General features: G+C 63.6%; 14 protein-coding genes. 3 read left to right on the forward strand and 11 right to left on the reverse strand.

What is annotated here, in order from left to right; all coding sequences use genetic code 11:
- Positions 1 to 5 precede the first annotated feature (5 nt).
- Both D1F64_RS00860 and D1F64_RS00865 read left to right on the forward strand, forming a co-directional pair.
- Positions 6 to 212 (forward strand): hypothetical protein, encoded by a 207-nt coding sequence (locus D1F64_RS00860; protein ID WP_117410872.1) that lies wholly within the window; start codon positions 6 to 8, stop codon positions 210 to 212.
- A gap of 28 nt (positions 213 to 240) precedes the next feature.
- Positions 241 to 789 (forward strand): MBL fold metallo-hydrolase, encoded by a 549-nt coding sequence (locus D1F64_RS00865; protein WP_117410873.1) that lies wholly within the window; start codon positions 241 to 243, stop codon positions 787 to 789.
- 232 nt (positions 790 to 1021) lie between these two features.
- Here the strand turns inward: D1F64_RS00865 and D1F64_RS00875 are convergent, their stop codons facing one another.
- From D1F64_RS00875 to D1F64_RS00910, 8 genes are all read right to left on the reverse strand, one after another.
- The gene (locus D1F64_RS00875) at positions 1022 to 2059 is read right to left on the reverse strand and encodes a macro domain-containing protein (protein ID WP_117410875.1); all 1038 of its coding nucleotides are present in this window, start codon (positions 2057 to 2059) and stop codon (positions 1022 to 1024) included.
- Positions 2060 to 2070: 11 nt separating this feature from the next.
- On the reverse strand, positions 2071 to 2712 hold the full coding sequence (locus tag D1F64_RS00880) for a DUF4433 domain-containing protein (RefSeq protein ID WP_117410876.1): 642 nt from the start codon (positions 2710 to 2712) through the stop codon (positions 2071 to 2073).
- A gap of 93 nt (positions 2713 to 2805) precedes the next feature.
- On the reverse strand, positions 2806 to 4617 hold the full coding sequence (locus tag D1F64_RS00885) for an alpha-amylase family glycosyl hydrolase (RefSeq protein WP_248304564.1): 1812 nt from the start codon (positions 4615 to 4617) through the stop codon (positions 2806 to 2808).
- A gap of 204 nt (positions 4618 to 4821) precedes the next feature.
- Positions 4822 to 5712: an NAD(P)-dependent oxidoreductase gene (locus tag D1F64_RS00890; RefSeq protein WP_117414328.1), complete on the reverse strand. Its 891-nt coding sequence runs from the start codon at positions 5710 to 5712 to the stop codon at positions 4822 to 4824.
- A gap of 34 nt (positions 5713 to 5746) precedes the next feature.
- Positions 5747 to 6811, reverse strand: coding sequence for a 4-oxalomesaconate tautomerase (locus D1F64_RS00895; protein ID WP_117410878.1), 1065 nt, complete (start codon positions 6809 to 6811; stop codon positions 5747 to 5749).
- Positions 6812 to 7074: 263 nt separating this feature from the next.
- Positions 7075 to 7959 (reverse strand): amidohydrolase family protein, encoded by an 885-nt coding sequence (locus D1F64_RS00900; protein WP_205470602.1) that lies wholly within the window; start codon positions 7957 to 7959, stop codon positions 7075 to 7077.
- Positions 7960 to 8038: 79 nt separating this feature from the next.
- Positions 8039 to 8737, reverse strand: coding sequence for a 4-carboxy-4-hydroxy-2-oxoadipate aldolase/oxaloacetate decarboxylase (locus D1F64_RS00905; protein ID WP_117410879.1), 699 nt, complete (start codon positions 8735 to 8737; stop codon positions 8039 to 8041).
- Entirely contained in the window at positions 8737 to 9474 is a 738-nt protein-coding gene (locus D1F64_RS00910; protein ID WP_117414330.1) for a PIG-L deacetylase family protein, read from the reverse strand. The genes D1F64_RS00905 and D1F64_RS00910 overlap by 1 nt, the downstream gene beginning before the upstream one ends.
- 130 nt (positions 9475 to 9604) lie before the next feature.
- Between D1F64_RS00910 and D1F64_RS00915 the strand changes: the two genes are divergently transcribed.
- The gene (locus D1F64_RS00915; RefSeq protein WP_117410880.1) at positions 9605 to 10834 is read left to right on the forward strand and encodes a LysR family transcriptional regulator; all 1230 of its coding nucleotides are present in this window, start codon (positions 9605 to 9607) and stop codon (positions 10832 to 10834) included.
- Here D1F64_RS00915 and D1F64_RS00920 read toward each other — a convergent pair.
- The 3 genes from D1F64_RS00920 to D1F64_RS00930 all read right to left on the reverse strand — a co-directional run bounded on the left by D1F64_RS00920 (position 10831) and on the right by D1F64_RS00930 (position 13366).
- On the reverse strand, positions 10831 to 11694 hold the full coding sequence (locus D1F64_RS00920) for a DMT family transporter (protein WP_117410881.1): 864 nt from the start codon (positions 11692 to 11694) through the stop codon (positions 10831 to 10833). The genes D1F64_RS00915 and D1F64_RS00920 overlap by 4 nt on opposite strands.
- A gap of 464 nt (positions 11695 to 12158) precedes the next feature.
- Entirely contained in the window at positions 12159 to 12758 is a 600-nt protein-coding gene (locus tag D1F64_RS00925; RefSeq protein WP_117410882.1) for a nuclear transport factor 2 family protein, read from the reverse strand.
- A 35-nt stretch (positions 12759 to 12793) separates the two neighbouring features.
- Positions 12794 to 13366 carry an NADPH-dependent FMN reductase gene (locus D1F64_RS00930; protein WP_117410883.1) on the reverse strand — a complete coding sequence of 191 codons (573 nt, stop codon included), beginning with the start codon at positions 13364 to 13366 and terminating at the stop codon, positions 12794 to 12796.
- Positions 13367 to 13539 lie beyond the last annotated feature (173 nt).

A 13539-nucleotide genomic window follows, 5' to 3' on the forward strand; every position in this document is an offset into this window, starting at 1 on the left:
GCTCCATGATCGCGCTCGAAAGTTATCCCGTCGCCGATGCCTGGTTTTCCGGAAAACCGCTGGATGACACCGCCCATATGCTCATCGAGCCGCATGTGCATGTGCTCGAGCAGGCGAACATGGTGTTTCTGCGCGGCCGCGACCGCGAACTGATGATTGACACGGGAATGGGCATTGTGCCGATTGTGCCGCTCACGCAAGCCGCTCAGTGACATCGTCTGCGTCTCGGCCCACACGCATATGGATCACATCGGCGGCGTGCACGAGTTCGAACACCGCCTGGTGCACCCGATCGAGGCCGACGCCATGGTGCGCCCGCGCGGCATGAACACGCTGATCCGCGACGAGATCCCGGATTCACTGCTGAGGCTGTTCGAGGAGGCGGGCTATCCGCCGATCGGCGAGATGCTGATCGATGCCCTGCCCCATGCGGGCTACGACCCGAAAACCTACAATCTGCAAGGCGCTCCGGCGACCGGCCTGCTCGAGGAAGGCGATGTGGTGGATCTGCGAGACCGGCGGTTTTCCGTGCTGCATGTGCCGGGGCACTTGCCGGGCAGCATCGCGCTGTTTGAGGAAAAGACCGGAATCCTGTTTGCCGGCGATGCGATCTACGACGGGCCGCTGATCTACGACGGCCCCGGCATGAGCGTGCCGGATTACATCGAGACCATGCTCAAGCTGCAGGCGCTGGACGTCTCAATCGTGCACGGCGGGCACGATCCGAGCTTCGGCAAGAAGCGGCTCAACGAGATCATCGCGCATTACTTCATGCTCTGGGGTGTGTGAGCGGCGCGGACAGCGCTCGCCTTGCGCCAAGGGCCGTGGCGTTCACGGGGAAGCGGTAGAACTCGCCGCCAACATCATGGAGGCAGACATTCCTCGACAACCCGCCAGAAGCCCTTTCATCCCCAAGTGGAGCCGCGTTCAGAGCGCCTTCCCCGACCTGCTGTGCGAGATGAAGGAGGCCGTGGAAGCTAACAACGCGGAATAAAATGGAGACAACTTCGATCGGGTCGATCTACAGCTCGGCCGAAACCCATCCCTTTTCAAGAAGTGTCTCAAAGGCGATGCCGATCTGACGTTCCGAGAAACGCTTCTTGCGATCGTTCCAACCGTAGACCTTCGTCGCTGCCTCCTTAGGCGACGTCGCATTCTCGTGCTTGACGACCCAATGAACAGTTGCGAGCAATTCAAGCCCGAAGGGTGTTTCGAACCCCTCGACCAGCTTACCCACATGCTCAAAGCGGCTGACAGTCTCCCGCTTGCCGGTCAAGAATGCCTCGGCATCCTTCACCGCGCCCGGAACGAGTTCGATCTGCTTGTCCGGAGCATCTCCTCCGTCCGCATAGCCCGCTACGAGATGGCCTTCGACTGCGCGAAGCACATGTCGCAGGTTTTCGGCATATGGGCCATAGGGTGCCTTTTCATATTTCAGCCGCAACGGCTCACCGGCCTCCTGCATGAAATACATCAGCTTGTGTACTTCCAGAAGCGTCACGAACGGATCCATCAAGCCGCCAAGATAGCGGTCCATCAGCGCGACCAAGGCTGCACGACCAGCCGTCATTTTTGGAACTTCGCGTGACTTGGTGGCCACGGCCGCGCTATTCGGCTCAAAGATGATCACATCCAGATCGTTAGCGCCGCGAAGGTTCTCTTCGATACGTTGGCGCACGTCAGACCAGTTGAGGCCGCCAAGGCCGCTGCCAAGCGGCGGGATGGCGATCGAGCGGATGCCGCGATCGCGGATTTCTTTGACAAGGGCCTTGAGACCGGTGTCGATATCCTCCATGCGGCTTTTGCCACGCCAATGGCGCTTGGTCGGGAAGTTGATGATGAACTTCGGGTTGGTGAAGGTGCCGGTCTCGAACACGAACATCTTGCCCGGCTGAACTTCTTCGCGATCACATGCGGCTTTGTACGCCTTGAAGTTTGCGGGAAAGTCATTCTTGAACTGCAGAGCAATGCCACGACCCATGATGCCGACACAGTTGACCGTATTGACGATTGCTTCCGCATCCTCATTCAAAATGTTCCCAGATTTAAATTTAATCATGCCATTGCTCCTCAATAGTACCATTCTCTTTTTATTTCTATTGTTGGTCGATGAGCTGCAGTTGACAAAGCGTTCGATACCCGTTGCGCAATTCCGTTAGAATAAACTCCGATCCGTTCCACCAGATGCCAGGGGAATACATGCTGCACGAGAAATTCAGCCTGCTTTCCTTCTTTAATATCCGCTGATCGAAAATCTCTAGCCGCGACGGCATCCCAATCAATTTCATTCAGTTGATCTAAGTCAGCCCGGAACTGAGTATAAACCGCCCCTGCATTCGACAACGAGAACGCCCAGCGCTGCTTGTTCTCTTCCGCCCATTGAACCACCTGATGCAAATCGGCTTCGAGATGGACGATCGGCTGCTGACCTCCCCGGTAAGCAAGTTCGGGGTGGTTCGAGCAGTGAATCACAAACAACATAATTGATCGTGAACAAAAATAGAACGGGACATATTCACCTACGCACGTTCCCATGTGGCAGGATACAGGCAGGCCAAGTCGCCGCTGCTTGATACTCTGCATTCCGATCACTGCGCCCCCTTCCCGCTGCATCATCACAGCGTCTGACGACAGACCACCATCCGCTACAATCGACGGAAGATTATCAACATGAACGATATGATAAATTTTAGGTTGTACGGGGGCTGCCATTTTTCGAATGAGCCACTCTCCGCGCAAGCAGTCAAGCCTTTCATTTAAGGTCCTCCTACCCGGAAGAGGTCGTATATCAAAACATCTTCCCCCTCACCTACGGTTAGAAATCCACACGCACTGGTAGGGCTCGAGCCGCAGGCTGGAGCGGATGTCGGGCAGGTCATTGCCGCTGAGCAGGTCGCACCACGCGTCGCCGGAAATCAGGTTGAGCGAGATCAGTGGCAGTTCCTGCGCCTGGTCCGTCATGTTGGCGATCACGAAGATCGACTGCGAGCGGTCCATGCTCTGGCGCCAGAAGCCGAACAGCGCGTGGCCCAGCTGCAGCGTGAACTGGGTGGCGTTGGGATGGAACGCCGGCTGGCGCGTGCGGATGGCGATGCGCCGGGTCATCTCGGCGAGCACCACCGATTGCGGACTCGCCGGATCCTCCAGCAGCGCGTTCAACTCCGGATAATCCCACTGGTGACGGTTGATGGCGCGGTTGGCCTGGGTCTTTTCCACCCGCGCCAGATCGTTCGGCGTCGCCAGCAGGCTGTGCACATAGAAGGCGGGAATGCCTTCCAGCGCCATCATCACGGTCTGCGCGCACAGGAAGCGCACGCGCTGATAGGCGTCCGCGCCGCCGTCCGCCGTGCCCTTCAGCGCGTCGAACAGCGAGACGTTGATCTCGTAGGGCCGCGCGCCGCCGCCGTTGAGCGAGCGCAGGCTGACCAGGCCGCCGAAACCGCGCACCGCGTCGATCATCGCGTCGATCTCGTTGTCGTCGAGCAGCCCTTCGGCGGGCCGCAGGCCGATGCCGTCGTGCGAGGCGACGAAATTGAGAAACGCGCAGCCAAGCTGCGCTGGCGGCATGGCCATCTGCCAGGCGTTGAGATGCACCGAGGTGCCGGTCAACAGCGCATGCAGCATCAGCGGCGGCAGCGAGAAATTATAGACCGCATGCGCCTCGTTGCGGTTGCCGAAATAGCTGAGATTCTCATGGATCGGCACGTTGGTCTCGGTGATCAGCACCACCTTCTCGTCGGCGTAATCCACCAGCGTGCGCATCAGCCGGACGATCTCATGCGCCTGCGGCAGGTTGATGCAGGCGGTGCCGAGCTGCTTCCAGATGAAAGCCACGGCGTCCAGCCGCACCGTGCGCACGCCGTGATCGATGTGAAACCGCAGGATGCGCAGAAACTCCAGCAGCACCTCTGGATTGGCGAAATTCAGATCGACCTGGTCGGGGCTGAAGGTGCACCAGACGTGTTTCTCGCCCGAGGCCGTCTCGACCTTGCGCAGCAGGGGGCCGGCGCGCGGGCGCACCACGGCGGAGGTGTCCGTGTCGGGATCGGCCTCCACGAAAAAGCCGCTGCCCGGCGCGTTGCCCTGCAGGTAGTCGGAGAACCACGCCGAATGGCTCGAGACATGGTTGAGCACCAGATCCGCCATCAGCCGGTATTCCGCACCGATGCGCTCGATGTAGTCCCAGGTGCCCAGCGCAGAATTCACCTGCCGGTAGTCGACCACCGAGAATCCGTCGTCCGAGGTGTAGGGGAAGAACGGCAGGATATGCACGCCGTTGATCGCCTTGCCGACGTGGCGCTTGAGGAAATCGTGCAGCAGGGTCAGCGGCGGATGCTCGCCGTCGATGAAGCTGTCGCCATAGGTGATCAGCACTGTGTCGCGTTCCGACCACAGCGAGGTGGCGACCCGCCGGGCCTGGGAGCGGGGCCTTGATCCTTCCGGCCAGAAGGCATCCAGCACCTTGGCCGTCAGCGCCGCGATGTCATGCTCGGGATAGATGACCTGCAGATTGGCCTTCAGACGCGCGCTCAGCAGAGAGGCGCGCGGCCGGGGCGTCTCGGGCGGCGGGCTGGAGCCGGCGTTCGGGTCCGGAGAAGGTGCGGGTGTCTCGGTCAAGCGTGTCATGCCGGATAGGAAAGCGTTGCTGTCCTATCCATCCTGCCTCAGCTGGAGCTGTGATGAAAGCCGTTGCCGTCGCGCACTGCGCTTTTCGATCGCGAATTGCGATCAAATATCATTCAAATTCGTTTCGAATATCGTCAAATTTCGCGCAACTGGACAGGAATTTTGTCTGACAAGTTGAACCGTTTGATGTGCAGCTCAACGCCGCAACGTATCCGCCAGTGCGCGCCAGCTGAAGGGCTCCTCATAGGCGATTCCCGCCTCCTCCATGCTGTCGACCAGCGCGTCCTGCGCCGCGGCAATGGCCGGCGCCATCCGCGGCTCCTGGCCTGAATCTGCAACGGTCACAACGACTTCGCGCAGCTCCTCGGCGCGGCGGCGGCCGTGTTCCGCGACCCGGCTGACCAGATAGTCCGGCAACTCGCCGTCCCAGCCCATGCCCGGGAAGGAGGCCTGCAGCGACGCCAGCACCGGCTCCTCGACGCCGTAGTGGCGCGCGGTCATGGTGCACTCGACGGTGAGCGCTTCCAGCCCCTTGATCATGATCGAACGGCACATCTTGATCGCCGACGCATAGCCGACATCAGTGGAGACCGCGCGCGCGTTGACGCCGAAATTCGTTAATGTTTCCGCCATCTTGTCCGCGCTCGCGCCGCCCAGAAGCATCGGCACGCCGAGGCGTTTGGGCGGCACCGGCGCCATCACCGCCACGTCCACATAGGCCGCACCCGAGGCCTCGATATCGCCCGCATTCGCCCGCTTGGTTTCCGGCGCCACCGAGTTGATGTCGAGAAAACTCTGTCCCGCCCGCATCTTAGGTCCGGCGGCTTGCGCGACGCCGCGCGCGGCACTGGCGGTCACCGCCGAGATGACGATATCGGCATCTGCCAGAAGCGCCTCAAGAGATCCCCGCTCCTCGACCTGCGCCTCCCGGATCTTTGCGCGCATGGCCGACGCGGTCTGCGGATCGTCGAGCTTGATGTCGTAGGCGGCGACAGCCACGCCGGCCACCTTCGCCAGATCCGCGCCCAGAATGCCGCCGGCTTCGCCGAAGCCGATCAGCGCGATGCGCGTGCTGCTGTTGGTCACCGGCGTCTCCTTTTGTTTCAATAAGTTATCGGCTTCAGGCCAGTGCGAAGACCGTGCCGTCGAACAGTTTGCGTGCCGTGCGGATGATGCCCGAGCGCACGGGCTGGCCGTCGCGCATTTCCACTTCCACCGTCAGCGCGCCGCCTGGATGCTCGATGTCGGCGCGGCACGGGTTGCCGGACAGCGCCCCCGACACCTCGGCGGCCACGGTTCCCGGAACTAGACAGGCGGCGAGCACCGTGGCTGCGGCCAGCACGCCGATGGTCTCGTGCACGCGCTGCGGAATGAAACTGCGCGTGGCGATCGCGCCGCCGTTGCGGGGCGGGGCGACCAGGCACATTTTCGGCACCGTCTTCGACGCGACGTCACCGAGGTTCATCATCGCGCCGGCCTTCAGGCGGATCGCCTCGATGCGCTGCTTGAGCGCCTGGTTTTCCTCGAGTTCCGCCGGGGTCTCGTAACCCGTGATGCCGAAGTCGGCCGCCTTCAGGATGACGTTCGGCATGCCATTGTCGATCAGCGTCACGGACACCCCGTCGATCACATCCACCGCGTTTCCGCTGGGCAGCAGGGCACCGCATTGCGAGCCGGCTGTGTCGAAATAATTCTGCACCACCGGCGCATGGTGCCCCGGCACGCCGTCGATCATGGCATCGCCCTCATAGGCCACTTCACCCTGCGGCGTCTCCACCACCAGATCGGCGCGAGCGGCGGAATTGACCATATGCACCCGAACGGTGGTCAGCTCGCCCGCGACCGGCACAAGCCCGCGCTCGACGGCGAAGGGACCGATGCCGGCGAGAATATTGCCGCAGTTCTGCTGATCGGAGACGATCGGCTTGTCCGGCACCACCTGAAGGAACAGATAGTCGACGTCGCAATCGTTGCGGCTGGAGGGGCCGACGACGGCCACCTTGCTCGTCAGGGGATGCGCGCCGCCGATGCCGTCGATCTGTTTGGGGTCGGGCGAACCCATGATCTTGAGCAGCAGCGCGTCGCGCGCGGCCGGGTCCCGCGGCAGGTCGGAGGCCAGGAAATAGGCGCCCTTGGAGGTGCCGCCGCGCATCTGCATGCAGGGAATGGCGATCTGTCGTGTCATGCTGATCTCCCGCCTCGTATCATCACCGCAACGCGTTGCCGCGCGCGCGTTATCAACTTTGTTTCCTGCGGTGTCATCCTCGGGAGGCCGGAGGCCTTCCCGGGGATCCAGTACCCCGTGTGGCCGGTGTTGGCGCACAGGCTGCGAGGCCAGTGGTTACTGGATGCCCGCCTTCGCGGGCATGACACGGAAGCCGCCGCATGGATCCTCGGACAAGCCCGAGGATATTGGGTGACGCCGGCCGAACGATGGAACCAGCCGCCTCAGCCTTCTTCCGGCCAATAGAGCCGCATCGGGTTGTCGACCAGCAGCTTTTGCAGAAGCGCCGGATCCGGGGCGATCTCGCCGAGCAAGTCGACGAGTTGCCCGTCGTCGGGCACCCATGTCTTCATGTTGGGATGCGGCCAGTCCGTGCCCCACAGCACCTGGTCGGGAAAACTCTCCACCAGATGGCGCGCCAGCGGCACCACATCGGTGAACGGCGGCCCCTCGTGCGACAGACGTTCGGAACCCGACACCTTGACCCAGATATCCTTGCGGGCGGCGAGCAGGCCCTTGAGCAGAGCAAGGCCCGGCTGATCGAGCCCCAGGGCCGGATCCACCCGGCCCATGTGGTCGATGACCACGGGCACCGGCAGATCGGCGATCACCGGCGCAAGCTCATGAATCTTCTCGGTGTCGAAATAGATCACCACGTGCCAGCCGAGCGCGCCGTAGCGCTTGGAGAGCACGTTCAGCGCTTCGAGTGCCGCGTCCGAGCCCAGGTGTTTGACGAAATTGAAGCGCGAGCCGCGGACCCCCGCCGCATCGAGCCGCGACAGTTCCGCGTCCTCGACATCCGGTTTCACCATGGCGATGCCGCGATACTTGCCGCCGCTCGATTCCAGAGAATCGACCAGTGCGGCGTTGTCGGTGCCGTGGCAGCTCGCCTGAACCACGACGGCCCGCTCGAACCCCAGATGATCGTGCAGCGCGCGCAACTGTTCCTTTGACGCATCCACCGGCGTGTAGGAGCGCTGCCGCGCAAAGGGAAATGTCGCAGCCGGCCCGAATACGTGGCAATGCGCGTCGACGGCGCCCTTGGGCACCGCGAGATCCGGCTTCTTCGGGTTCGGGTGGAAAGCGAGATACTCGGCGCTCATGGTCATCCTTGCGTGTCCAGACTGTTCGGCCTTGCGGCGCCGCGCTGCACGCGCGACGCCGCCGGTTATAGCCCAACCGGTCCGGTCAGATGTACTTCAGGCCCTTTTCCTTCAGCCGCTCTCGCATGTTGTAGATATCCAGCCCGAGCTCGCCGCTGGTCAGCCGCGCCCGCGTCTGGGCTTCCTTGGCCTCGCGCGCATGCGCCTTCTCTAGCACCGATACCGCATCGGCGAGAGGCACCACGCAGACGCCGTCGTCATCAGCGACAATCACGTCGCCGGGATTGACCGGGCCGCCAGCGCAGACCACAGGCACGTTCACGGAACCCAGCGTCTCCTTCACGGTGCCCTGGGCGAAGATGGAGCTGGCCCAGACGGGAAACTGCATTTCGGTCAGATCGCGGATGTCGCGCACGCCGCCGTCGATGATCAGACCGGCGACGCCGCGGCCCTTCAGCGAGGTCGCCAGCAGATCGCCGAAATAACCCGCATTCGACGGCGAGGTGGGCGCGACGACGAGAATGTCGCCGGGCTTGCACTGCTCCACGGCCACATGGATCATCCAGTTGTCGCACGGCGGAATGGAGACGGTGACGGCGGAGCCAGCGATGCGCGCGCCGGAATAGATCGGCCGCATCTTCTCCGACAGCAGGCCGAAGCGGCCCTGCGCTTCGTGCACGGTGGCGACGCCACATTCTGCCAGGCCCTTGATGACCGCCGCGTCCGCGCGCTCGATGTCCTGCACGACGACGTGCTCGCCAAGATTCGGATATGTGCCGGCCATCAGAGTTCTCCCACCATGCGCGGGAAGATCGACTGATATCCCTCGCCGTATTCCACGGGTTTGCCGCCGGCCTGGCCGCCGGAGTTGCGCTTGGCCTGAACGCCACGCTGCTTGCCGACGCGGGTGTAATACTCCCACAGGTGCTCCTGGCCCTGCATGCACTGGATGGCGGCGTATTTCTTGTCCCATACGGACGTGATGTCGAGCAGCACGTCCGGCTTCCAGCCGCATTGCTCCGTCTGGTGCGGCTCGAACAGATAGAGCTGCGGCGCGCCGAGGATCTTTTCACCCGGGTTGTGGCCCCAGGCCTGCGCGATCATGCGACATTCCAGCGTCATCTTCGTCGTGGCCGGATGATCGGTGTTGTAGGGATCGTCCAGCGAGTGGCTGAGAATGAACTGCGGCGCCACTTTACGCATCGTGTCGACGAGCTTGTACTTCGCGTCCTCGGTGATGCCGAGCGGATAGTCGCCGATGTCGAAGAACTGGATGTCGTGTACGCCAAGCGCCGCGGCGGCGTTCTCGGCCTCTTTGCGGCGCTCCGTCTTCACATGCTCCAGGGTGCAGCCTTCATTCTTCCACAGCTTGGCGCTTTCGCCGCGCTCGCCGTAGGACAGGCAGACGACGGTCACGTCGTAGCCCTTGGCCGCGTGCAGCGCGATGGCGCCGCCGGCCCGCCACACGAAATCCGCCGAATGGGCGCTCACAACCAGCGCGGTCGGGTTCGACTCCGCCATGAACATGCACTCCTCGATATGCGTTTGTGCGCGGACCATGTGACAAGCGGCCGCTGCGCGGAATTCCGATTGTCTCTCGCCTTGATAAGATTTTGCTATAGATATTGCTCGAACCACCGGAGCAATCCGAATGACAGCACAAGAGCTGCCGAATTTCCATCACTTGCGCGCCTTCAGCCTGACCGCGCATCTGCGCTCCGTGCACGGCGCCGCGCGGCAGGCGCATCTGTCGCAGCCCGCCGTGACCCAGGCCATCGGACGGCTGGAGAAGCGTTTCGACTGCCGGTTTTTCGAACGCCGCAGCACTGGGATGTACCCCACGCCGCTGGGCGAGATCATGCTGTTGCGCGTCGACCGGGCGCTGGATCTGCTGGACGGGGCGGCGCGGCGAATCGGCGAGAGCGCGCGGCGCAACGCTCGGGCGCGGCCGGCGCCGCTCGACCGCATGGCGACGACGACGCAGCTGCGCGCGCTGATCGCCATTTCGCAGACCGGCAGCTTTTCGGCCGCCGCGCGGGCTATCGACCAGGCGCAGCCGTCCGTGCACCGGGCGGGGCGGGATCTGGAAAAGCTCGCCGGCGTGCCGCTGTTCGAACGCATCAGCCACGGTGTTGCCTTGACGCCTCACGGCCGGCTGCTGGCCATGCGCGCCAGCCTGGCGTTCAAGGAAATTGAGGCCGCCGGCGAGGACCTGGAAGCGGCCAAGGGCGTAGTCCGGGGCCGGCTCATCATCGGGACATTGCCGCTGGTGCGAACGGAGCTGGTGCCCGCGGCACTGGCCGGGATGACGGGCGCCTATCCGGATGCCGAGATCAGCGTCATCGACGGCCCCTACGACGGGCAGCTGACGGCCCTGCGCACGGGCGAGATCGACATGCTGATCGGCGCGCTGCGCGAGCCCGCGCCCGCCGACGACGTGGAGGAGCGCGCGCTGTTTTTCGATACCCTGTCGGTGATCGCCCGGCGCGGCCATCCGCTCGCGGGCCGCACGACCATCGGCATCGACGATCTCAGGCGCTACGGCTGGGTGGTACCGCGCGCCAGCACGCCGACACGCGAACATTTCGACGCGCTGATGCGTACCGGCAACGAGGCGCCGCCGCCGGGACTGATCGTCACCTCGTCGCTGGTGGTGCTGCGCGGACTGCTGCTCAAGAGCGACCGGCTGGCGATCCTGTCGCGTCGTCAGGTCACCTACGAGGAGCGCACCGGCCTGCTGACCGCCCTGCCGGTGGCGCTGAACGATCCGCCGCGCCCCATCGGCCTGACGCTGCGGCGCAACTGGCACCCGACGCGGCTGCAATCCGCCTTCATCGCGGCGCTGGAAGACGCCGTCGCCCGGGAAGAACAGCCTATCTAATAGACAATCAGCAGCACGACCCCGGCCACCGCCAGCGCCACGCCGAAGGCGGTGCGCGCGTCCGCACGCCGGGTGGTGGCGAAGAACCAGCCGAAAGCCAGCGTCGCCAGCGGGAAGGCGGCGACCAGCGGCGCGACCTCCATGACGCTGCCGCGGTTGAGCGCGCCATACATCAAGAGCACCGCCGCGCCATTGGCGATGCCGACGCCGGAGAACCAGGCCAGGCCCTCGCGCGTCAGCGCGAAGGGCTCGCGCCAGCGGATCGCATTCGCCGCCAGAAGGACAGCGGTGGAGACCAGATAGCAGAACAGCAGCGCCGCGAAGGGATCGGGCCAGTACTCCAGGCCGATTTTCACCGTGGGCTGCACCAGACCGCGGATCATCGCGGCGGTGAGCGGCAGCAGCAGCGCGGAAAGCCGCCAGTCGCGTGCGCGGCCGTTGGCGCCGCTGACCATGGCGGTCGCGCCGGCGACGATCGTGGCAATCGCGATCGCCTGCGGCCAGCTCGGCCATTCGCCAAAGACGAGAATCGCAAAGAGCACTGCGAACAGAGGCGCCAGATTGCCGAGGCTGGCGGTCAGATAGGGGCCGATGCGGAAGTTCGACTGATAGGTCAGCAGCACGACCACCGAAGGAAACAGAATTCCGATGGCGGCGAAGATGCCGATCGCGGTGAGATCCAGATCCGGCCAGTCCACCGTGAAAGGCGCCACGACGACCATCACGAGAAAGGCCAGCGGCACGCTGATCGCCGAGCCGCGCAGCGGCGGCAGGAACGCCAGCCCGCGCTGCATCAGCACCAGCCCGAGGCCGAAACAGGCGGCCGAGGCGAGCGCCAGGACATGCGCGGCATCCAGCATGCGAGACCTTTCGGAATCGGGAGTTTGCGGGCGGGGATACCGGCTGACCGGTCGGAGTTGCCGAGATCCTACAGCGGCAGGAGGGAAAGAGAAGCCGCATGACGCAAAAAACCGCGCCTGGGGGAGACATCGGACACGGAGTGATGGTCGTGATCATGACGCGCCGACGGTTCTCTCGGTCATGAAAACCCACGGCCGCCAGAACAAGTTGGGCCCCTGCCGGATCTGGCCTCCGAACATTGGGCCGATCCTTCGAGACGGCCCTTCGGGCCTCCTCACGATGATGTTGAGTGTGTTATTTTCTCAAAAAGATATCAACACGATGACGTCATCCTGAGGAGCCATCGAAGACGGCGTCTCGAAGGATCGGCCGCTTGTGCGGCCAGGTCTCCACCTCGTGGCATTTCAGATCTCGTCGCCCTGGCAAGTCCGAACGGTCGATTCCGCGAAGACCGGATATGCCGCTACAGCGCCCCGCCGCCGAGCCATGCCTTGCCGCGCGCGTAGAGCGCCTCGACCTCCGGACCCTTGAGACCCGGCATGTCGCGCTTGATCTTGTAGCCGATGCCGGTCTGCAGATAGGCGAGATGGCGGTAGCCTTCGGGGAATTGCGCCAGAAGATCCGCGTCGAGCTCAAGCCGTGCCGAGGGATCGATCGGGTCCATGCGGTCCTTCTCGTAGATCGGCTGGCGCAGCACGACGCCCCATTTTCCGTTCCGCTTTTCGAGGAAATCGTAGAACCGCCCGGTGCAGACCACGTCGACGGCCACATCGTGCACCATTGCGCGCTGGGAGATCGTCATCTTGGTCTGCGAGATCGCGCGGTCGCCCGCGAGGTCGATCGACTGGCCGCCGAGGAAATGCAGGATGTTGACGCCGCGCTCGAACCCTTCCCGGCTGACCTTGATGAACTCGTCGCCGGTCCCCTGGAACCAGGTCGCCATCATCACCCCGTCGTCGTGCCAGACGGTGCGGAACCGCTCCCAATCGGCGGCATCACGCCAGACCACCCAGTTCTCGATCAGGTCGCGAATCGCGTGTCTTTCCGCCCGTTCGTCACTCATCGGCTACCCCCCTTCTGCCTGCGATTGTCGCGGCGCTAGCCGCCCACCTTGCCGATGAAGCCAGCGAACGCATCGAGCTGCTTGCCGACGATGTCGCGCGTCGGCTCGTCGGTGAGCGCCAGGGTGTTCTCGTCGAATTTGCCCTTGGCGAAGGTCACCATGATCTCGGGCTTGTTAAACATCATGGCCTCCAAAAACACCATGATCTGGCGCAGGTGATACTGCGCGCGCGCGCCGCCGAGCAGGCCGCCGGACGTGGACTGGATGGCCACCGGCTTGTCCTTGAACGGCTGGTCAGGCAGGCGGGAAACCCAGTCGATGGCGTTCTTCAGTACGCCGGTCACCGAATAATTGTACTCCGGCGTGGCGATGATGACGCCGTCGGCGGCGCGGATCTGATCGCCCAGTGCCTTCACCGCGTCGGGGAAGCCGTCGGCATTCTGATCGTCTGCATTGTAGAGCGGGATTCCGGCGATGGAGACCGCGGGCGTGAAGCTCATACGGTCTGGCGCGAGTTCGGGCAGCGCGCGCAAGAGTGCTGCATTGAAGGAGCCCTCGCGCAGGCTGCCGCACAGGGTCACGATGTTGAGTTTTCCGCTATCGGTCATTCTTTGCCGTCCATTGCTGTGGGAGAGGAAGTTCGTGGGTGTCAGGCTACGTCAATTCGCGCGCCTGAACACATATGCTTTGGGGGAACGCATCCATCCGCGCGAAGGTTCCAGAAGACGGGGGCCGCACCTCGTCTTCCGTTTTCCTGCGCGGCGCGCGCCGACTCAGCGCT

This window comes from Breoghania sp. L-A4 (genome assembly GCF_003432385.1).
GTDB lineage: Bacteria > Pseudomonadota > Alphaproteobacteria > Rhizobiales > Stappiaceae > Breoghania.